We start from the raw sequence: 19400 nt of genomic DNA on the forward strand, positions 1-19400 counted from the left end.
CGGATGACCGGTGCTCAGTACGTCCCGGTGAGGTGCGCGAAGACGACCACGTTGCCGCGGTAGCCGGTGCGCGGCGAGAAGCCGCCGCCGCAGGTGATCACCCGCAGCTCGGCCCGCGCCGAAGGGCCGTACACGCGGGTGTCCGGGAAGGCCTTGGCGTCGTAGACCTCGACCGCGTGGACCGTGAACACCGCCGTACGGCCGTCCGCGCGCGGGATCTCGATCGCGGCCCCCCGGCGCAGCGCGCCCAGGTGGTAGAAGACCCCCGGTCCGGCGGCGTCGTCCACGTGCCCGGCGACGACGGCCGTGCCGGTGGCGCCCGGGGTGGTGCCCTCGCGGTACCAGCCGGCCAGGTCGCGCCGGTCCGGCGGGGGCACTTCGAGGCTCCCGTCCCGCTCCAGACCCAGTCCGGTCAGCGGGGCGTCGACATGGATGGCGGGGATCCGGATCCTGCCCGGCGGGGACCCGGGGAGCGGGGCGATGCCCGGGCCCAGGACGCCGGCCGCGGATAGGGCCTCGGCGGGGGAGGGCAGCGGCGGTCCGACCGGCTCCCGGGAACCGCTGGTGACGAGCCAGATGCCGATGCAGGCGGCGAGCGCGACGAGTCCCCCGTGCCGGGCGGTCGGGCGGATGCCCCGGGCCGGGAGGCGCGCGGCAGATCCGGGGCGGTCGCCGGGCGGGGGCCAGGGCTGCCGGTCGGAGCCCCGGACCCCAGCGAATTCGCCACCCATGCGTACCCCCTCGGCTTTCGTTTCGGGGTGACTGGCCGTCGCCCGGCCCCGCGAACGGGGGGACCTCGCGGGGGCGGGCGACGGGGACGGTACCGGTCGGACCGCGGCCGGAGCCGCGGTGGGCGTCCGTCAGCTCCGCGTGCCGCTCGCCCGGCGACGCAGGAGCCAGGTACCGCCGACGGCGGCAGCGGCCAGTACGGCAGCTCCCACCGCGATCTTGGCGGGGTCGGTGGTGGTGGTCGTGCCACCGCCCACCCCGGTGTTGACGTGGCCCTGCGGGCCACGTTCGGTGACGACCAGGTCGCCGGTGGCGAACTTGCCGTTCGCGCAGGTCGCGCCGATGCCGTAGGTGCCGGGCCGGGTGCCGTGGGCCACCTGGAACTGCCCCACGACCACCTCCTTGTGGGTGCCCGGGACCAGCTTGAACCGGCCGCCGCCGACCGTGGTGGCATCGCCCTCGGCGTGGCTGCCGGACCCGCAGGCGGTGGTGTTCACGGTCACGGTGGCGGCGGGGGCGGCGGACTTGGGCCACACCTCCAGCCGGGCGAAGTCCCCGGGCGCGAAGCCCACCATGCCGAGGTCCGCGGCGGCGACCGCACCGGCGACCGGCCCGGTGAACGCGGCGGCGGTCAGCGCGGTCGCGGTCAGCACGTGTGCGGTACGTCGGCGCATGGGGACTCTCCTGAAGACACGGGGTCGTGCTTCCGAGATAACCGGCCCCGCCCGCCGCGCGCCTGCTGATGTCCCGTCAGATGTGCCCGTACGCGGCCCACGCGCGAGCCGTATCCGCAGGTCAAGGCCGCTCGTGCCGCCATCCGGGCCGTCCGTGCGGTCCGCGCCGTCCGGGTGACTCCCGATGCCGAAGGCCGCCCCGCGCGGGCGCCGGTCAGGCCGGCGGGAGCGCCACCGTCGCCGAGGCACCCGAGGGCGGCGGGTTCGCGGGCCGTCTCCGCCGCCGTCCGCAGGTCCCGGCTCAGCCGGCTGGCCGGCAGCGCCCCGCCCATCGCCGCGAGCGCCACGACCGAGACCCCGTACGCCACCGGCTGCCGGTCCGGTTCGGCGAGCTCGGCGCGGTCGTCGGCCGGCGACAGGCGTACGGACAGCACGTGCTCGCCGCCGGCCGGCCGGGCGGCCCAGACCACCGGGTCGGGGCCGGACAGGTCGAGGTAGGTGCTGCGCTGCCCGGCGAGGGCCTCCGCGCGCAGCGGGGCCGGCAGTTGCCGGCAGTCGACCCGGCCCGTCAGCTCGTACACCCTCCGTACGCCGATCAGCCGGGCGGTGGCGCTCGCGCGGGCCGCGTCGCCGATCTGGCGGACGCGGGCCCCGCGGATCAGGATCCCGATCGTGACGGCGACGAGCGAGCAGCCGACGGCGCACAGGAGGGCGGCGAGCAGGCGGCGGGACGAAGGTGTCATGGACGCAGAACCGTGAGGGGGAGGGGAGGAGACCGACGCTGGACGGCAGGGGTCACGGGCACCGGGAGGTGGTGCAACAGCGGTGCGTACGGTGGTGGGGCGCAGGGAAGTCGGGACTTTCGGCCCGGCCGGCGGACGCTGCGCCTTACCCCGAGGGAGGGCCCCGTGACATCGGTCGAACGGCCACAAGACCCGACCGCCCCGCTCCCGTTCTTCGTCTACGGGACCCTGCGTCCCGGCGAGGTCAACCACGGCCTGTTCCTGCGCGGCCGCACCGCCTCGGAGGAGCCCGCCACCCTCCCCGACGCGGTGCTCTACGACGGCCCCGGCTACCCGTACGCGGTGCACCGGCCCGGCTCGGCCGTCGTCGGCGAGCTGATCACGGCGGCGCCGGGCGCGTACGGGGAGCTGCTGGCCGCGCTGGACGTGCTGGAGGAGTACGGGGGCCCGGACCGGCCGGGGAACGTCTACGACCGGATCGCCCGCCGGGCCCTGCGCCCCGACGGCAGCCCGGTCCGCGCCTGGGTCTACCTGGCGGCCCCGCTGCTCGCCCGCGACCTGCGGGAATCGGGAACCGAGATACCGGGCGGCGACTGGTTCAGGCGCCGCGGCCCGGCCGCGAAAGAGACGGCCGAGACGGCCTAGCGGAGGTCAGAGGCCTTCGGCGCCGCGGTTGCGCAGGCGCTGGCCGTACTGCTGGAGCACCCACAGCTCCTCCTGGACCGCCGCGTGCTGTTCCGGCGGGGCCTGGGGGCTCAGGCGGGTCATGGCGCCCTGGATCTCCAGGACCCGGCGGTCGACGGCGCGCAGGCGGACCTGGACCAGCTGGACCCCGGCGTAGATCTCGTCCACCGTCTTGGCGTGGATGGCCTCCACCGCCAGCTCCGTGACCATCGCGCGGACGGTGTCGTTCGGGGCGGCTTCGCGGACGCGCGCCAGGTAGTCGTCGGCGGCCTGCGAGGCGCCGCCCGCGTCCTGGATGGCCTGGCGGACCGCGGCGTACGGCGGGGCGGTGAACTCGTCGATCCCGTACGCGTCGAACGCGGGGGAGACCAGCGCGGGCCGCTGGAGCGCCAGCTTGAGCAGTTCCCGCTCGGTGCGGTGGGCGGGGCTGCGCAGGTTCAGGGCGGGTCCGCCGCCGACCGGCGAGGGCGCGGCGGGGGCCGGCTCCTGGGAGCGGCCCCGGCCCTGCTGCTGCGGCTGGTTGCCGCGCTCGCGCGCCCACCGCGCCAGCTGCGCGACCCGCTTGACGACGAACGGCTCGTCGAGGATGCCCAGCATCCCCGCCAGCTGGACCGCCGACTCGTGCTGGATCGAGAGGTCCTTGATGCTCGCGACGACCGGCGCGGCCTCGGCCAGCGCGGCGGCGCGGCCCGCCGGGTTCTCCAGGTTGTGCCGGGAGACGATGTGCCGCAGCGCGAACTCGAACAGCGGGGTGCGGGACTCGACCAGCCCCGAGACGGCCGCGTCGCCCTGGGCGAGCCGCAGGTCACAGGGGTCCATCCCGCCCGGGGCGATGGTGATGGAGGTCTCGGCGGCGAACTTCTGGTCGTCCTCGAAGGCGCGCAGCGCCGCCTTCTGGCCCGCCGCGTCGCCGTCGAAGGTGAAGATCACCTCGGCGGTCGCGTTGTCCATGAGCAGCCGGCGCAGGATCTTGATGTGGTCCCCGCCGAAGGCGGTGCCGCAGGTGGCGATGGCGGTGGTGACGCCGGCGAGGTGGCAGGCCATCACGTCGGTGTAGCCCTCGACGACGACCGCGCGGGAGGTCTTCGCGATCTCCTTCTTGGCCAGGTCGATGCCGTAGAGCACCTGGGACTTCTTGTAGATCGCCGTCTCGGGGGTGTTCAGGTACTTGGGGCCGTTGTCGTCGTCGCGCAGCTTGCGCGCGCCGAAGCCGACGACCTCGCCGCTGATGTCGCGGATCGGCCACATCAGCCGGCCGCGGAAGCGGTCGATGGGCTTGCCGCTGCGGCTGTCCTGGGAGAGCCCGGAGGTGATCAGTTCCTTGTCGGTGAAGCCCTTGCCGCGAAGGAAGCGGGTCAGGTGGTCCCAGCCGGCCGGGCTGTAGCCCACGCTGAAGTGGGTGGCCGCGGCCTGGTCGAAGCCGCGCTCCGCCAGGAACTTGCGGCCGATCTCCGCCTCGGGGCTGCCGAGCTGGTCGACGTAGAACTGGGCGGCGGCCTTGTGCGCCTCGACCAGCCGGATGCGGTCACCGCGGCCGCTGGTGCCGGAGGTGTAGCCGCCCTCCTCGTACCGCAGGGTGATGCCGGCCAGGCCGGCCAGGCGCTCGACCGCCTCCGAGAAGGAGAGGTGGTCGATCTTCATGACGAAGTCGAGGGTGTCCCCGCCCGCCTGGCAGCCGAAGCAGTGGTACAGGCCCTTGCTGGGACTGACCTGGAAGGACGGGGACTTCTCGTCGTGGAAGGGGCACAGGCCCTTGAGGTTGCCGCCGCCCGCGTTGCGCAGCTGGAGGTATTCGGAGACGACGGCGTCGATCGGGACCGCGTCCCGTACCGCCTTCACGTCGTCGTCATTGATCCGTCCAGCCACCCGTGAAGTCTACGGCCGGGCGCGGGCAAACCTGTCAGGCACCCTCCGCCGTGACCAGCGACTCAAGCGGAACAGACGGATCCGCGAGGGCCTCGCGGTCCACCGGCGCCTTCGACCTGATCAGGGCCTGGATCTGGTCGGTGACGTCCCACACGTTCACGTTCATCCCGGCCAGCACCCGCCCCTCGGAGAGCCAGAAGGCGATGAACTCCCGCTTGCCCGCGTCCCCGCGGATCAGCACCTGGTCGTAGCCCCCGGGCGGCGCGTAGCCGGAGTACTCCAGCCCCACGTCGTACTGGTCGGAGAAGAAGTACGGCACCCGGTCGTAGCTGACGTCCCGGCCCAGCATCGCCCGCGCGGCGGCCGGACCGCCGTTCAGCGCGTTGGCCCAGTGCTCGACGCGCAGCCGGGTCCCGAGCACCGGGTGGTGGGCGGCGGCCACGTCCCCGACCGCGTAGACGTCCGGGTCGGAGGTGCGCAGGGACTCGTCCACGGCGATGCCGCCGCCGTGCTCCCGGTCGACCAGGGCCAGCCCGGAGGTCTCGGCGAGCGCCGTCCGCGGCGCGGCCCCGATCGCGGCGAGCACCGCGTGCGCCGGGTGCTCCTCCCCGTCGTCCGTACGGGCGGCCAGCACCATGCCGTCGTGACCCACGATCTCCGTCAGCCGCGCCCCGAAGTGGAACCGCACCCCGTGATCGCTGTGCAGGTCGCCGAAGAGCCGGCCGATCTCCGGGCCGAGCACCGAGTGCAGCGGCGTGGCCTCCGGCTCGACGACGGTGACCTCCGCGCCGTACCCGCGGGCCGCGGCGGCGACCTCCAGGCCGATCCATCCGGCGCCCGCGATGAGCAGGTGGCCGTTGTCCCGGCCGAGTCCGGCGAGGACCCCCTTCAGCCGCTCGGCGTGCGCGAGGCGCCGCAGGTGGTGCACCCCGGCGAGACCCGTGCCGGGGATGTCCAGGCGGCGCGGTTCGGCGCCGGTGGCCAGCAGCAGCTTGTCGTAGTGCAGGGCCGTGCCGTCGCCGAGGACCACCTTCTTGGCTTCCCGGTCGAGCTGGACCGCCGGCTGGCCGAGGTGCAGCTCGATGTCGGAGGCCGCGTACCAGGACGGCTCGTGGACGAAGACGCTCTCGCGGTCCTCCTTGCCCATCAGGTAGCCCTTGGACAGCGGGGGCCGCTCGTACGGATGGTCGCGCTCGTCGCCGATCAGGATCACCCGCCCCGTGAACCCCTCGGACCTCAGCGCTTCGGCCGCCTTTGCCCCGGCGAGCCCTGCGCCGACGATGACGAATGTCCGGTGTGCGTCGACCACCTGATGCCTCCTCATAACCTCTCCGCCACATGCGACCACATGCGAGCGTCCCGCACTGAGCCTGCCGCGTGAAGGGGGAGTGGCGCGATCGGCTCACCCATCGGCGCGTCGGGTGCGCCGCGTGAGACGTGTGTGCAGGGAACGGGCGGCTGCGTCGGTCAGACACGCGATCTGGTCGATGACCGCCCGTTTCCTGGCCCTGTCGTCGGGGGCGGCGTCGAAGATCGCCCGGAACTGCGGGTCCAGCCCCTCGGGGGCCCGGGCGCTGAGCGCCTCCGCGAGTTCGGCCAGGACGATGCGCTGGTCGGCGCGGATCCGCTCCTGCTCGTCGCGCTGCATGACGTACAGGTCGGCGACCGCCTTGAGCACCGCGCACTCGTTGCGCGCCTCGCGCGGGACCACCAGCTCGGCGCCGTACCGGGTGAGGCGGCCGGAACCGTACGCCTCCCGCGTGGCGCCCTCGGCGGCCAGGCAGAACCGGCCGATCAGCTGGCTCGTCGCGTCCTTCAGCCGGGCCTGGGCGACGGCCGAACCGTCGTACCCGTGCGGCCACCACTCCTCCTCCATCAGGCGGTCCAGGGCGGCCCGCAGCTCCTCCGGCTCGGTGTCGGCGGGCACGTAACGGCCGATGGCCACCCGCCAGATCGCGGTGCGCTCGGGCTCGGCGAAGAGGAGGTTGGGATCGAGGTGGCCGGCGTGCAGGCCGTCCTCGAAGTCGTGGACGGAGTACGCGACGTCGTCGGCCCAGTCCATGACCTGCGCCTCGAAGCACTTGCGGTCCGCGGGTGCGCCGCGGCGCAGCCACTCGAAGACCGGCAGGTCGTCCTCGTACGCCCCGAACTTCACCGAGCCGGGGTCGGTGGGGTGGTCCCCGCGGGCCCACGGGTACTTGGTGGCGGCGTCCAGGCAGGCCCGGGTGAGGTTGAGGCCGACGCTGACGAGCTCGCCGCTCGCCGGGTCGGGCACGAACCGCTTGGGCTCCAGCCGGGTCAGCAGGCGCAGCGACTGGGCGTTGCCCTCGAAGCCCCCGCAGTCCTTGGCGAACTCGTTGAGCGCCTCCTCGCCGTTGTGGCCGAAGGGCGGGTGGCCCATGTCGTGCGAGAGGCACGCGGCCTCGACCAGGTCGGGGTCACAGCCGAGCGCGAGCCCGAGCTCCCGCCCGACCTGGGCGCACTCCAGGGAGTGGGTGAGGCGGGTACGGGGACTCGCGTCCCAGTCGTACGAGCGCGTGCCCGGCGTGACGACCTGGGTCTTCCCGGCGAGGCGGCGCAGCGCGGCGGAGTGCAGCACACGGGCGCGGTCGCGCTGGAAGGCGGTCCGGCCGGGCCGTTTGTCGGGCTCGGCGGCCCAGCGCTCGGTGTCGGACGCGTCGTAGGGGTCGTCGTGGTGGTCTGCGGGGGCGTGCGCGGTGCCTTCCATGGAAGAGACGGTAACCGGAATGACTGACAAACCGGGATCAGGCGGAGACGAGTTCCGGCCGCACGGGCCGGGCGGGGCGCGCGCGGGCCTCGTCGTAGCGGTGCAGCAACAGGCGGGCCAGCGCCGGATGGTCGCCCAGCGGGGCGGCGGCGAGCGCGGGGGCCGCCGCGGCGGTCTGCGCGGAGAACCGGCCGGGAGCGGCGAAGTACGAGGCCACGGCGATCCGGTGGTGGCCGCGGGCGGCCAGCGCACGGACCGCCTCGGGGGCGTTCGGCGCGGCGGCGGAGGCGTAGGCCGGGACCACCGGGACGCCGCCGAGGCGTTCGGCGAGCAGGTCCGCGGTGCGGCGGGTGTCGGCCGCCGAATCGGGGTCGCGGGAACCGGCGGCGGCGAGCACGACGGCGGTGCCGGCGCTCCAGCCGGCCTCCACGAGGCGCTCGTACAGGGCCTCGACGAGCAGCGGATGCGGGCCCAGCGGGGCGGCGACGCGGGTGCGCAGGTGCGCGGCCCGGGCGGCGGCCGCGGGGAGGTCGCGCTTGACGTGGTACCCCCGGCCGAGCAGCAGCGGGACGAGCACCGCCGCACCGCGCAGCTCCCCGAGGACGGAGCCGAGCAGCGGTTCGTTCAGCTCGATGTGGCCGAGCCGGACGTCGAGCCGGGGGCGGAGCTCGCGGACCCGTTCGAGGAGGGCGAGGGCGGTGTGCAGGGCGCGCGGGTCGCGACTGCCGTGGGCCACGGCGACGAGGGTGGGCTGCATGGGCGGACTCCGGGTCGGCGCAGGCCGCTGAGCTGCGTGCCCAGCTGGAGGGTGATGCGGCCGAGGAGCTCGGCCGCACTGTCGAAGGGGAGGGCGGGAAACTCGGGAGGGTGCACCGGCTCCGTCATGAACCGATCCTGCGCGCCGGACATTGCCGGTGCGTTGCGCAGGGGTGACGGGTCTTTGCCGGGTCCTCACAGGACCGTCCGCGCGACTGTCGGGTGTGCCCGCGCCGGGGCGGGCCGGCGAACCAAGCGGCCCCCGGCGACGTCCTGACCAGGGGACCCGTAGTCGAGACACCAGGGGATGGATGATGCGCGGACCGCGCCTGCCGAGAGTCACGTGGAGCCGGACGGCGGCCGCGCTGCGCACCGTACGGGTCCGGAGGCGTGCGGTGCAGACCGTCATGGCGGGCTGCGTGCTGGCCCTGCTGCCCTCGGCGTGGATGCACGCGGTGGCCGCGGACCGGCTGCACACCACGGCCGACGCGCCGGCCTCCGAGGTGGCCGTGGTGTTCGGGGCGGGCCTGCTGGGCAGCCGGCCCACCCCCTACCTGGCCGACCGGCTCGACGCCGCCGCCGAGCTGTACCGCACCGGCAAGGTCAAGGTCGTACTGGTCACCGGGGACAACAGCCGCACCGAGTACGACGAGCCGAACGCGATGCGCACGTACCTCACGGGGAAGGGGGTGCCGGACACGCAGATCGTCAGCGACTACGCCGGCTTCGACACCTGGGACTCCTGCGTGCGGGCCAAGAAGATCTTCGGGGTCGAGCGGGCCGTGCTGGTCACCCAGGGCTTCCACATCCGCCGGGCCGTCGCCCTCTGCCAGGCGGCGGGCCTGGACTCGTACGGCGTCGGGGTCGCCGACGTGCACGACGCCACCTGGTACTACGGCGAGACCCGCGAGGTCTTCGCGGCCGGCAAGGCGGCGCTGGACGCGGCCCTCAAGCCGGCCCCGCGGTTCCTCGGACCGAAGGAGGAGGGGGTGTCGCGGGCCCTGGCCGCTCTGGCAGACTGACGCGCACCGGCTATTTCGAATAGTCATATACGGGAGCCGGTCCGGTCCGTCCGTTCGAGCATCAGGGGTGTGGAACCGTGGCTGTTGTGGATCTCAGCGACAAGGTCGTCGTCATCACCGGCGGAGCCCGCGGCCTGGGCGCCGCGGCCGCGCAAACCGTCGTGGACGGCGGCGGCAAGGTGCTGATCACCGATGTCCTGGAGACGGAGGGCGCCGAGACGGCCGCGAAGCTCGGCGACGCCGCCCGCTTCCTGCGGCACGACGTGACCAGCGAGGCCGACTGGCAGGCGGCGCTGGAGTACGCGGTCGCCGAGTTCGGCCGCATCGACGGCCTGGTGAACAACGCGGGCATAGCCACCGGCCAGTTCCTGGAACACGAGAGCGTCGAGCACTTCCGCCAGGTCGTCGAGATCAACCTGGTCGGCGTGTTCATCGGCATCAAGACCGCCATCCCGCTGCTGCGCGCGAACGGCGGCGGCTCCATCGTCAACATCTCCTCCGCCGCCGGCCTGACCGGCCTCGCCCTCACCGCCGGCTACGGGGCCTCCAAGTGGGGCGTGCGCGGCCTGTCGAAGATCGGCGCGGTCGAGCTCGCCGAGGCGGGCATCCGCGTGAACTCCGTCCACCCCGGCATGACGCTGACCCCGATGACCGCACCCGTCGGCATCCGGGCGGGCGAGGGCAACTACCCCGGCGCCCCGCTGGGCCGCGTCGGCGTCCCCGAGGAGATCGCCGCCGCCGTCGCCTTCCTCCTCTCGGACGCCGCCGGCTACATGACGGGCGCCGAGCTGGCGGTGGACGGCGGCTGGACCGCGGGCCTGACGGTGAAGTACCTGACGGGCCAGTAGCCCCGCCCGCCGGGCCAGGCGCCGTGCCGGCCGCAGCCTCCTCACCGGCGCCGCCGGGCCGCGCTGAGGCAGAGCATCCCGGCCCGTAACGCGGGGCTGCGGTCCGCGTAACACCGGCGGCGCAGCCTGGTCGCATGCACACCTCGGAGCCGGCCACCGCCACGCACTGCCCCTACTGCGCCCTGCAGTGCGGGATGAACCTGCGCCCCGGGCAGGGCGGCGCGGGCGTGACGGTGGAGGAACGGGCCGACTTCCCCGTGAACCGGGGCGCACTGTGCGGCAAGGGCCGCACCGCCCCCGCCGTGCTCTCCTCCCGGGTGCGCCTGACCGGCCCGCTCGTCCGCACCCACGCCGGGCGGCTGGAGCCGGCCACCTGGGAGGAGGCCCTCGACGCCGTCGCCGAGGGCCTCGCCCGCACGGGCCGCGCGTACGGTCCGGACGCGGTCGGCGTCTTCGGCGGCGGCGGGCTCACCAACGAGAAGGCGTACGCGCTCGGCAAGTTCGCCCGCGTCGCCCTGCGCACCTCGCAGATCGACTACAACGGCCGGTTCTGCATGTCCTCGGCCGCCGCCGCGCACCAGCGGGCCTTCGGGCTCGACCGCGGGCTGCCCTTCCCGCTGGAGGACATCCCGCGCACCGGCTGCGTGATCCTCGTCGGCTCGAACCTGGCCGAGACCATGCCGCCCGCCCTGCGCTACCTCACGGAACTCAAGGCCAACGGCGGCACCCTGATCGTCATCGACCCGCGCCGCACCCGCACCGCCGACCAGGCCGACCTGCACCTCGCGCCCCGCCCGGGCACCGACCTCGCGCTCGCCCTCGGTCTGCTGCACCTGGTCGTCGCGCAAGGGCGGACGGACGAGGAGTTCATCGCCGCCCGCACCACCGGCTGGGAGGAGGCCCGGGCGGCCGCCATGGCCCACTGGCCCGAGCTGGTGGAACGCATCACCGGCGTCCCCGTGCCCAAGCTCCGCGAGGCCGTCGCCCTGTTCTGCGCCCCCGAATCCGCCATGGTCCTCACCGCCCGCGGCCCCGAGCAGCAGTCCAAGGGCACCGACACCGTCGGCGCGTGGATCAACCTCTGCCTGGCCACCGGCCGCGCCGGCCGGCCGCTCTCCGGCTACGGCTGCCTCACCGGGCAGGGCAACGGCCAGGGCGGCCGCGAGCACGGCCAGAAGGCCGACCAGCTCCCCGGCTACCGCAAGCTCACCGACCCCGCGGCCCGCGCACACGTCGCCGAGGTCTGGGGCGTCGACCCCGACGACCTCCCCGGCCCCGGCCGCAGCGCCTACGAACTCCTCGACGCCCTCGGCACGGACGTCCGGGCCCTGCTCCTGATGGGCTCCAACCCGGTGGTCTCGGCCCCCCGCGCCTCCCACATCGAGGACCGCATCCGCTCCCTGGACTTCCTCGCGGTCGCCGACGTCGTCCTCTCCGAGACGGCGGCCCTCGCCGACGTGGTCCTCCCGGTCACCCAGTGGGCCGAGGAGACCGGCACCACCACCAACCTCGAAGGCCGCGTCCTGCTCCGCCGCCGCGCCCTGACCCCGCCCCCGGGCGTCCGCTCCGACCTCGACGTCCTGCACGGACTCGCCGCCCGCCTGGGCATCGAGAAGGGCTTCCCGACCGCGCCGGAGGAGGTCTTCGAGGAACTGCGCCGCGCCTCCGCCGGCGGCCCGGCGGACTACTCGGGCATCACCTACGCCCGCATCGAGGCCGAACAGGGCGTCTTCTGGCCCTGCCCCGAGGGCTCCGCGGGCACCGAGCGCCTCTTCCTGGACCGCTTCGCCACCGACGACGGCCGGGCCCGCTTCGTCGCCGTCTCCCACCGCGACGCCGACGAGGTCCCCGACGCCGAGTACCCGGTGCTGCTCACCACCGGGCGCGTGGTCGCCCAGTACCAGTCCGGCGCCCAGACCCGCCGGGTGGAGGAGCTCAACGCGGCCGCCCCCGGCCCCTTCGTGGAACTCCACCCGCGCCTCGCCGCCCGCATCGGTGCGGTCGACGGCAGCCCCCTCGCCGTGACCTCCCGCCGCGGCCGCGCGGTGGCCCCGGCCCGGATCACCGACACCATCCGCGCGGACACCGTCTTCATGCCCTTCCACTGGCCGGGCGAGGGCCGCGCCAACACCCTGACCAACCCGGCCCTCGACCCGGTCTCCCGGATGCCGGAGTTCAAGGTCTGCGCGGTCCGCGTCGAGCCGGCCTAGCGGCCCGTGAAGGTGGGAGCCAGGGCGGCCAGCAGCCGTTCGGCGTAGGACTCGGCGGAGCCGGGGATCCCCGGGTAGTCGGCCCGGAAGGTGTCCCAGTCGGCCCACTTGACCTCGGCGAAGGCCTCCAGGGTCAGCGGGGTGTCCGCGGGCGCCTGCGGCGGGAAGTACTCGCCCGACTCCCGGAAGACCGTGTGGACCAGCTCGTACGGCGCGGTGCAGTGCTCGGCGAGCAGCACCGCGTCGTAGAGGTCCTTGCCCTGCGGGTACATGTCCGTGGCCAGCCAGATCAGCTTCCACGCCAGCGACAGCTGCGCAGTGGCCGCCCGCAGCCGCACCCCCGCCACATCGGCCGGCTCCGGCGCCGCCGGGAGCCGCTCGTTGAAGACGAAGTCCAGCTGGACCTGGCCACCGGGCAGCCCCGGCGCCGACCAGGGCAGCACCAGACGGCGCCCGGGGACCCGCTCGTACGTCCAGATGTCCTCGGACACCGCCGCGCCCGCGGCGATCACCAGCCCGCCCTGCTCGTCGGCGGCCCGCTCGGCCGCCTCCGCCACGGCCGCCAGCAGCTTCCCGGTGCGCGGCTCCTCGATCGCCCAGTCCTGGGGGACCACCACGAAGTCCAGGTCGTGCGGCTCCCGCGCCGCCGCCCCGAACCATCCGGACATGAGCATGCTGCCGCGCAGTACCAGCGAATCCGCCCAGCCCGACCGGGCGACGCCCCGCGCCACCACGTCGAGCGCGGTCCGGCGGGCGGCCCGCCAGGCGGGGCGCAGCGCGTCGTCCACGGCCGCGTCCGTGATCCGGTAGCCGTCCGCGAAGTGCTTCAGCGCCGGGTCGAAGACCCGTGCCTCGGGCCCCGCCGCGTCCAGTCCGGCCGTGGAGGTACGCGGCAGGTCCACCTGGCGCCGCCTCCAGTCGGCCCTGGCCGCGTCCTGCGCGCTCGTCCCGGTCATGCCGTCACCCCTTCGTCGATCCACCCGTCGTCCACCGACAGGTCGCTGTCGTACAGCACGAACTCCCGCTCCCCCGTGTCCGTTTCGTACCCGGCCGAGTCGAGCTCCCGGATCAGCGCGTCGAAGGCCGCACCCGCACCGGCCGCCCCCGCGGCGCCGCGCCACCGCTGCGTCACGAACCGCACGTGCCAGCCCCCGCCCCCCACCCGGCGCGCGTTCCACGACAGGTGCGCCCCGTGCGGGACCACCAGGGCCTCCAGCGCCGGGCGGTCGAAGTCCGCGGGCAGCAGCACCGGGAGGTGGTGCTCGAAGTAGCCGCCGCCCGGGCCGGGGGAGTCCGTGGTCCAGGGGACCGTCTCCACCTTGACCCGCACCGGGTCGAAGCCGTCCGCCCGCAGCTGCGGCACCAGCCGCTCGTGACTCGTGCGGTCCGGCACGGTCAGCATGGGCTGGGACACCATCCGCCCCCGTGCCAGCCGGATGTGGGTCACCTTCAACTCCCGCGCGGCGGCCCAGGCGTCGAGCCGCGCCAGCTCGGCCGCGTCCGCGCAGCGCACCGTCACGTGGGTTTCGTACTCATGCATGGAGTCGATCATCTCGGACATGCGTCCGATCCGCATCGGGGTTCTCGCCGGGGGGTAACCATCCGGTCACGCACCGGACTCAGAAAGTGCTCGCACGCCCCTCGTGGCCGCGATGTGTCGTACCCCACACTGAAGGCGGTGCCCCCGTCCTCGGAGCCCTGGAGGTCGCCCCCGTGCAGACCCGGACCCTGACCGTGAACGTGAGCGAGTCCTCGGAGGCCAAGGCCGTGGACGAAGAGCCCGAGGTACTGGAGCTGATCGATCCGGTGCCCGCGCCGCGCAGGCGCAGCAACAGCGACGGCGGGGGCGGAGCGGGTCCCTCCGCCGATCTGTTCCGGCAGTACCTCCGCGAGATAGGCAGGATCCCCCTGCTGACCGCCGCCGAGGAGGTGGACCTCGCGCGGCGCGTCGAAGCCGGACTGTTCGCCGAGGAGAAGCTCGGCAACACCCCCGATCTCGACTCCCGGCTCGCCCTGGACCTCGACAAGCTCGTCGTCATGGGGCGGATGGCCAAACGCCGGCTCATCGAGTCGAACCTGCGGCTCGTCGTCTCCGTCGCGAAGCGCTACGTGGGCCGCGGGCTCACCATGCTCGACCTCGTGCAGGAGGGGAACCTCGGGCTCATCCGCGCCGTCGAGAAGTTCGACTACGCCCGCGGGTACAAGTTCTCCACGTACGCCACCTGGTGGATCCGGCAGGCGATGTCCCGGGCCCTCGCCGACCAGGCCCGCACCATCCGCGTGCCCGTCCACGTCGTCGAGCTGATCAACCGCGTCGTGCGCGTCCAGCGCCGCATGCTCCAGGAGCGCGGGTACGAGCCCACCGCCGAAGAGGTCGCCGTCCACCTGGAGTTGACCCCCGAGCGGGTCATGGAAGTGCTCCGCCTCGCCCAGGAACCGGTCTCCCTGCACGCGCCGGTCGGCGAGGAGGACGACGTCGCCCTCGGCGACCTCATCGAGGACGGGGACGCCGCCTCCCCCGTGGAGTCGGCCGCGTTCTTCCTGCTGCGCGAGCACCTGGAAGCGGTCCTGTCGACCCTCGGCGAACGCGAACGCAAGGTCGTGCAGCTGCGCTACGGGCTCGCCGACGGGCGGCCGCGCACCCTCGAGGAGATCGGCCGGATCTTCGGCGTGACCCGCGAGCGGATCCGCCAGATCGAGTCCAAGACCCTCAACAAGCTCCGTGACCACGCCTTCGCCGATCAGCTCAGGGGCTACCTGGACTGACGGACCAACGGACCAACGGAAAGGGGGGACGCCCCGCCAGGCGCCCCCGCCCCGTTGCCCGTACGGCTACGGCTACGGCTACGACTGCGGCTACGGCTGCGCGGGCTCGTGGGAGTCGGACAGGCTCCGGCTCATCCAGACGTCGTCGACATAGGCCCCGTCCAGCAGGAACTCCTCGGGCAGGACGCCGACCACCGCGAAGCCGCACCGCCGGTAGAGCTGCTGCGCCGGCTCGTTGTGGCCGAGCACGCGCAGGGTCATCCGGCGGGCACCACCGGCCCGGGCGGCGGCGCAGGCGGCCTCGACGAGGGCCCGCCCGATTCCGCCGCCGCGGGCGGATTCGAGGACCGCCAGTCCCTGGACGTGACGGACGTGCCGATTGGACTCCATGGGGCTGGCCGGGGACTGCGCGATGTACCCGACGATCCTCCGGCCGTCTTCCGCGACGAGGAAGTTCTCCACGGGGTGCCGCTCGTCGAAGACGGCCGCGTCGGCCGGGCGCTTGGGGCCGGGTTCGCTCAGGCGCGACCATGCCGAGCGGTGCAGCTCCAGGATCTCGTGCTCGTCCGCCGCCCGGGCCGGGCGTATCACCACGTCCAATGCCATGCCGTCATGCTAACGACGGCGTCGCGCCGCGGACCCCCGGGGTCCGTCGGGGGCCCGCGAAGATCGCCCGGACAGGGCCTAGTCGACCTCGGCGACCGCCTGCGCGAACTGCGCCGCGTACAGCCGCGCGTACGCGCCGTCCGAGGCCAGCAGCTCCTCGTGCGTGCCCTGCTCCACGATCGAGCCGCTCTCCATCACCAGGATCACGTCCGCGTCGCGGATCGTGGAGAGCCGGTGCGCGATCACGAAGGACGTACGGCCGTGCGCGAGCCGCGCCATCGCCTTCTGGATCAGCACCTCGGTACGGGTGTCCACCGAGCTCGTCGCCTCGTCGAGCACCAGGATCACCGGGTCCGACAGGAACGCCCGGGCGATGGTGATCAGCTGCTTCTCGCCCGCGCTGACGCCCGCGCCCTCGTCGTCCAGGACGGTGTCGTAGCCGTCCGGCAGGGTGCGGATGAACCGGTCCGCGTGCGCGGCCCGTGCCGCCTCCTCGATCTCCGCGCGCGTGACCTCGCGCGAGGCGCCGTACGCGATGTTCTCCGCGATGGTGCCGCCGAACAGCCAGGTGTCCTGGAGCACCATGCCGATGCCGCCGCGCAGTTCCTCGCGCGTCATCTTCGCGATGTCCACCCCGTCCAGGGCGATTTCCCCGCCCGTGACCTCGTAGAACCGCATCAGCAGGTTCACGAGCGTCGTCTTGCCGGCGCCCGTCGGGCCGACGATCGCGACCGTCTGGCCCGGCTCGACCGATAGCGAAAGGTGGTCGATCAGGGGCTTGTCCGGCTCGTAGCGGAAGGCCACCTTGTCGAAGGTGACCTGGCCGCGCAGCTCCTCCGGACGCTCCGGAACCTCGGCGTCCGCCTCCTGCTCCGACGCGTCCAGCAGCTCGTAGACCCGCTCCGCCGAGGCGACACCGGACTGCACGAGGTTCGCCATCGAGGCGACCTGCGTCAGCGGCATCGAGAACTGCCGCGAGTACTGGATGAAGGCCTGCACGTCACCGATCGACAGGGTGCCGGAGGCGACCCGCAGCCCGCCGACGACCGCTATCAGCACGTAGTTGATGTTCGAGACGAAGAACATCACCGGCTGCATGATGCCGCTGACCAGCTGCGCCTTGAAGGAGGCCCGGTACAGCGCCTCGTTCTGCTCGGCGAAGACGGCCGCGGACTCCTTCTGCCGGCCGAAGACCTTCACCAGGCTGTGCCCCGAGTACATCTCCTCGATGTGGGCGTTGAGCGCCCCGGTCGACTTCCACTGCGCCACGAACTGCGGCTGCGACTTCTTGCCGATCTTCGCCGCGACGTAGATCGACAGCGGTACGGTCGCCAGCGCGACCAGTGCCAGCAGCGGCGAGATCCAGAACATCATCACGAGCACGCCGACGATGGTCAGCAGCGAGTTCAGCAGCTGACCCATCGTCTGCTGGAGCGTCTGGCCGATGTTGTCGATGTCGTTGGTGGCCCGGCTCAGCACCTCGCCGCGCTTCTGCTGGTCGAAGTACGACAGCGGCAGCCGCGACAGCTTCGCCTGGAGCTCCTCGCGCATCCGGTAGACGGTGCCGTTCATGACGTGGTTCGACAGCCGGGTCGCGACCAGCATCAGCAGGCCCGCCAGGGTGAACACCACCAGCGCCCAGATCGCCACGACCCCGACGGCGCCGAAGTCGATGCCCTGCCCCGGAGTGAAGTCGGTGCCGGAGAGCATGTCCGCCATGCCGTCCTGGCCCCGCGCGCGCAGCCCGTCCAGGGCCTGCTGCTTCGTGAGCCCGGCCGGCATCTCCCGGCCCACGATCCCGGCGAAGACCAGGTCGGTGGCCTCGCCCAGGATCTTCGGGCCGACCACCGCGCAGCCGACGCTGCCGACCACGGCCGCGACCATGCCCCAGATCTTGGCGCGGTCGTGCGCGATCTGGCCCAGCAGACGCTTGCCCGAGCCCTTGAAGTCCATGGACCGAGCGGCCGGCCCCGTCATCATCCGTCCTCCGGGCCCGCTCATGCGGCCTCCGCCTCCGTCAGCTGGGAGAGCACGATCTCCCGGTAGGTCTCGTTGTCGGCCATCAGTTCGTGGTGGCGCCCCTCGCCCACGACCTGTCCCTCGTCCAGGACGATGATCCGGTCGGCGTCGCGGATCGTGGAGACCCGCTGGGCGACGATGACCACGGTCGCGTCCTCGGTCTCGCGGCCGAGCGCCGCGCGCAGCGCCGCGTCCGTCGCGTAGTCCAGGGCCGAGAAGGAGTCGTCGAACAGGTAGATCTCCGGGCGCTGCACGAGGGTGCGGGCGATGGCCAGACGCTGGCGCTGGCCGCCGGAGACATTGGTTCCGCCCTGGGCGACGGGGGCCTCCAGGCCACCCTCCAGCGCGGACACGAACTCCTTGGCCTGCGCCACCTCCAGCGCCTCCCACAGCTCTTCGTCACTCGCGTCCGGGCGCCCGTAGCGCAGGTTGGAGGCGATGGTTCCGGAGAACAGGTACGGCCGCTGCGGAACCATGCCGACCGTCTTGGCCAGCAGCTCCGGGTCGAGCCGGCGTACGTCCTCCCCGTCGACCAGCACCTCGCCGCCCGTCGCGTCGAACAGCCGCGGGACCAGGCCCAGCAGCGTGGACTTGCCGCTTCCGGTGGAGCCGATCACCGCCGTGGTCTCGCCGGGGCGGGCCACCAGGTCCACCCCGCGCAGCACCGGGGCCTCGGCGCCCGGGTATCCGAAGTCGGCGCCGCGCAGCTCCAGCACGCCCCTGCGCAGCAGCTTGCGCACCGGGTCGGCGGGCGGGACCACGCTCGACTCCGTGTCCAGGACCTCCTGGATGCGCTCGGCGCAGACCTCGGCGCGCGGCACCATCATGAACATGAAGGTGGCCATCATCACGGACATGACGATCTGCATCAGATAGGCGAGGAAGGCCGTCAGCTGGCCGATCTCCATGCCGCCGCTGTCGACGCGCATCGCGCCGAACCAGATGACGGCGACGCTGGAGATGTTCACGACCACGATGACCGTGGGGAACATGTACGCCAGGAGCTTGCCGGAGGCCAGCGAGACGCCGGTCAGGTCGGCGTTGGCCTCGCGGAAACGGTCCTTCTCGTAGTCGTCGCGGACGAAGGCCCGGATCACCCGGTTGCCCGTGATCTGCTCGCGCAGCACCCGGTTCACCGTGTCCAGGCGGTCCTGCATCTGGCGGAACAGCGGCCGCGTCCTGAAGACGATGGCGCCGACCGAGATCCCGAGCACCGGGACCACGGCGAGCAGGACGCCCGACAGCCGCACGTCCAGCGAGAGCGCCATGGCGATGCCGCCGACGCACATGATCGGGGCCGAGACCATCAGGGTGAAGGTCATCAGCACCAGCATCTGGACCTGCTGGACGTCGTTCGTCGTACGGGTGATCAGGGACGGGGCGCCGAACTGGCCGAGCTCCCGTGCGGAGAAGCTCTGCACGCGGTCGAAGACGGCCGCGCGGACGTCCCGCCCGAAGGCCGCCGCCGTCCGGGCGCCGTAGTAGACGGCCCCGACGTTGCAGACGAGCTGGACGAGGGAGACGCCGAGCATCAGGGCGCCGAAGCGGAGGATGTAGCCGGTGTCGCCGTTGACCACACCCGTGTCGATGATGTCGGCGTTGAGGGTGGGCAGGTAGAGGCTGGCGCTGGTCTGCAGCAGCTGCAGCAGGACCAGCACCGCGATGGGTTTCCGGTACGGACGCAGATGGGTCCGCAGAAGTCGTATGAGCACGCGTAGGCTCCGGTCGGCATGATCGAGGGGGTTCACC

At 73.3% G+C, this 19400-nt stretch carries 17 protein-coding genes; 5 read left to right on the forward strand and 12 right to left on the reverse strand.

All coding sequences use genetic code 11. The features are described 5' to 3' along the window. Positions 1–14: 14 nt before the first annotated feature. The 3 genes from ACFYZ4_RS27805 to ACFYZ4_RS27815 all read right to left on the reverse strand — a co-directional run bounded on the left by ACFYZ4_RS27805 (position 15) and on the right by ACFYZ4_RS27815 (position 2146). On the reverse strand, positions 15–731 hold the full coding sequence (locus ACFYZ4_RS27805; RefSeq protein WP_390785125.1) for a class F sortase: 717 nt from the start codon (positions 729–731) through the stop codon (positions 15–17). 129 nt (positions 732–860) lie between these two features. Continuing rightward, the gene (locus ACFYZ4_RS27810) at positions 861–1403 is read right to left on the reverse strand and encodes a hypothetical protein (protein WP_351298798.1); all 543 of its coding nucleotides are present in this window, start codon (positions 1401–1403) and stop codon (positions 861–863) included. Continuing rightward, positions 1376–2146, reverse strand: a complete 771-nt coding sequence (locus ACFYZ4_RS27815) for a hypothetical protein (RefSeq protein ID WP_390785126.1) — start codon at positions 2144–2146, stop codon at positions 1376–1378. The genes ACFYZ4_RS27810 and ACFYZ4_RS27815 overlap by 28 nt, the downstream gene beginning before the upstream one ends. Before the next feature lie 165 nt (positions 2147–2311). On the opposite strand from ACFYZ4_RS27815, the gene ACFYZ4_RS27820 reads away from it, so the two are divergent. Beyond that, entirely contained in the window at positions 2312–2791 is a 480-nt protein-coding gene (locus ACFYZ4_RS27820; protein ID WP_351298795.1) for a gamma-glutamylcyclotransferase family protein, read from the forward strand. A 6-nt stretch (positions 2792–2797) separates the two neighbouring features. On the opposite strand, the gene dnaG is transcribed toward ACFYZ4_RS27820, so the two are convergent. The 4 genes from dnaG to ACFYZ4_RS27840 form a co-directional block, all read right to left on the reverse strand. Then, entirely contained in the window at positions 2798–4696 is a 1899-nt protein-coding gene (dnaG, locus tag ACFYZ4_RS27825) for a DNA primase (RefSeq protein ID WP_351298792.1), read from the reverse strand. 34 nt (positions 4697–4730) lie between these two features. After that, positions 4731–6005 (reverse strand): FAD-dependent oxidoreductase, encoded by a 1275-nt coding sequence (locus ACFYZ4_RS27830; RefSeq protein WP_351298789.1) that lies wholly within the window; start codon positions 6003–6005, stop codon positions 4731–4733. 93 nt (positions 6006–6098) lie between these two features. Further along, complete coding sequence (locus ACFYZ4_RS27835) at positions 6099–7424, reverse strand: deoxyguanosinetriphosphate triphosphohydrolase (RefSeq protein ID WP_351298787.1); 1326 nt, start codon at positions 7422–7424, stop codon at positions 6099–6101. A 37-nt stretch (positions 7425–7461) separates the two neighbouring features. Further along, positions 7462–8379 carry a sirohydrochlorin chelatase gene (locus ACFYZ4_RS27840; RefSeq protein ID WP_390785127.1) on the reverse strand — a complete coding sequence of 306 codons (918 nt, stop codon included), beginning with the start codon at positions 8377–8379 and terminating at the stop codon, positions 7462–7464. Between the two features lie 115 nt (positions 8380–8494). Here ACFYZ4_RS27840 and ACFYZ4_RS27845 point away from each other — a divergent pair, with 115 nt between their 5' ends. The 3 genes from ACFYZ4_RS27845 to ACFYZ4_RS27855 all read left to right on the forward strand — a co-directional run bounded on the left by ACFYZ4_RS27845 (position 8495) and on the right by ACFYZ4_RS27855 (position 12260). After that, the gene (locus tag ACFYZ4_RS27845) at positions 8495–9202 is read left to right on the forward strand and encodes an ElyC/SanA/YdcF family protein (protein ID WP_351298783.1); all 708 of its coding nucleotides are present in this window, start codon (positions 8495–8497) and stop codon (positions 9200–9202) included. A 77-nt stretch (positions 9203–9279) separates the two neighbouring features. Continuing rightward, positions 9280–10050, forward strand: coding sequence for a glucose 1-dehydrogenase (locus ACFYZ4_RS27850; protein ID WP_351298781.1), 771 nt, complete (start codon positions 9280–9282; stop codon positions 10048–10050). A 134-nt stretch (positions 10051–10184) separates the two neighbouring features. Then, positions 10185–12260 (forward strand): molybdopterin oxidoreductase family protein, encoded by a 2076-nt coding sequence (locus ACFYZ4_RS27855; RefSeq protein ID WP_384352009.1) that lies wholly within the window; start codon positions 10185–10187, stop codon positions 12258–12260. Here the strand turns inward: ACFYZ4_RS27855 and ACFYZ4_RS27860 are convergent. Together ACFYZ4_RS27860 and ACFYZ4_RS27865 are read right to left on the reverse strand one after the other, a co-directional pair. Then, on the reverse strand, positions 12257–13216 hold the full coding sequence (locus ACFYZ4_RS27860) for a nucleotidyl transferase AbiEii/AbiGii toxin family protein (RefSeq protein WP_390785128.1): 960 nt from the start codon (positions 13214–13216) through the stop codon (positions 12257–12259). The genes ACFYZ4_RS27855 and ACFYZ4_RS27860 overlap by 4 nt on opposite strands. Then, positions 13213–13800: a hypothetical protein gene (locus ACFYZ4_RS27865; RefSeq protein WP_351298773.1), complete on the reverse strand. Its 588-nt coding sequence runs from the start codon at positions 13798–13800 to the stop codon at positions 13213–13215. The genes ACFYZ4_RS27860 and ACFYZ4_RS27865 overlap by 4 nt, the downstream gene beginning before the upstream one ends. A gap of 158 nt (positions 13801–13958) precedes the next feature. Here ACFYZ4_RS27865 and ACFYZ4_RS27870 point away from each other — a divergent pair, with 158 nt between their 5' ends. Then, positions 13959–15026: an RNA polymerase sigma factor gene (locus tag ACFYZ4_RS27870; RefSeq protein WP_384352018.1), complete on the forward strand. Its 1068-nt coding sequence runs from the start codon at positions 13959–13961 to the stop codon at positions 15024–15026. A gap of 90 nt (positions 15027–15116) precedes the next feature. Here ACFYZ4_RS27870 and ACFYZ4_RS27875 read toward each other — a convergent pair whose 3' ends face one another. From ACFYZ4_RS27875 to ACFYZ4_RS27885, 3 genes are all read right to left on the reverse strand, one after another. Continuing rightward, the gene (locus ACFYZ4_RS27875) at positions 15117–15632 is read right to left on the reverse strand and encodes a GNAT family N-acetyltransferase (protein ID WP_351298767.1); all 516 of its coding nucleotides are present in this window, start codon (positions 15630–15632) and stop codon (positions 15117–15119) included. A gap of 78 nt (positions 15633–15710) precedes the next feature. Next, a complete protein-coding gene (locus ACFYZ4_RS27880) occupies positions 15711–17633 on the reverse strand; it encodes an ABC transporter ATP-binding protein (protein WP_351298764.1) in 1923 nt (640 codons plus the stop codon). Beyond that, complete coding sequence (locus tag ACFYZ4_RS27885; protein ID WP_351298761.1) at positions 17630–19363, reverse strand: ABC transporter ATP-binding protein; 1734 nt, start codon at positions 19361–19363, stop codon at positions 17630–17632. Before ACFYZ4_RS27885 ends, ACFYZ4_RS27880 begins: the two co-directional genes overlap by 4 nt. Between the last annotated feature and the right edge of the window lie 37 nt (positions 19364–19400).

This window comes from Streptomyces sp. NPDC001513, assembly GCF_042894695.1.
GTDB lineage: Bacteria > Actinomycetota > Actinomycetes > Streptomycetales > Streptomycetaceae > Streptomyces.

What these genes read in the sequence shown, in the direction of transcription:
- ACFYZ4_RS27805 (WP_390785125.1), bottom strand. Translation starts at nt 731, where the DNA reads ATGGGTGGCGAATTCGCTGGGGTCCGGGGCTCCGACCGGCAGCCCTGG.
- ACFYZ4_RS27810 (WP_351298798.1), bottom strand. Translation starts at nt 1,403, where the DNA reads ATGCGCCGACGTACCGCACACGTGCTGACCGCGACCGCGCTGACCGCC.
- ACFYZ4_RS27815 (WP_390785126.1), bottom strand. Translation starts at nt 2,146, where the DNA reads ATGACACCTTCGTCCCGCCGCCTGCTCGCCGCCCTCCTGTGCGCCGTC.
- ACFYZ4_RS27835 (WP_351298787.1), bottom strand. Translation starts at nt 7,424, where the DNA reads ATGGAAGGCACCGCGCACGCCCCCGCAGACCACCACGACGACCCCTAC.
- ACFYZ4_RS27845 (WP_351298783.1), top strand. Translation starts at nt 8,495, where the DNA reads ATGCGCGGACCGCGCCTGCCGAGAGTCACGTGGAGCCGGACGGCGGCC.
- ACFYZ4_RS27855 (WP_384352009.1), top strand. Translation starts at nt 10,185, where the DNA reads ATGCACACCTCGGAGCCGGCCACCGCCACGCACTGCCCCTACTGCGCC.
- ACFYZ4_RS27860 (WP_390785128.1), bottom strand. Translation starts at nt 13,216, where the DNA reads ATGACCGGGACGAGCGCGCAGGACGCGGCCAGGGCCGACTGGAGGCGG.
- ACFYZ4_RS27865 (WP_351298773.1), bottom strand. Translation starts at nt 13,800, where the DNA reads ATGCATGAGTACGAAACCCACGTGACGGTGCGCTGCGCGGACGCGGCC.
- ACFYZ4_RS27875 (WP_351298767.1), bottom strand. Translation starts at nt 15,632, where the DNA reads ATGGCATTGGACGTGGTGATACGCCCGGCCCGGGCGGCGGACGAGCAC.
- ACFYZ4_RS27880 (WP_351298764.1), bottom strand. Translation starts at nt 17,633, where the DNA reads ATGAGCGGGCCCGGAGGACGGATGATGACGGGGCCGGCCGCTCGGTCC.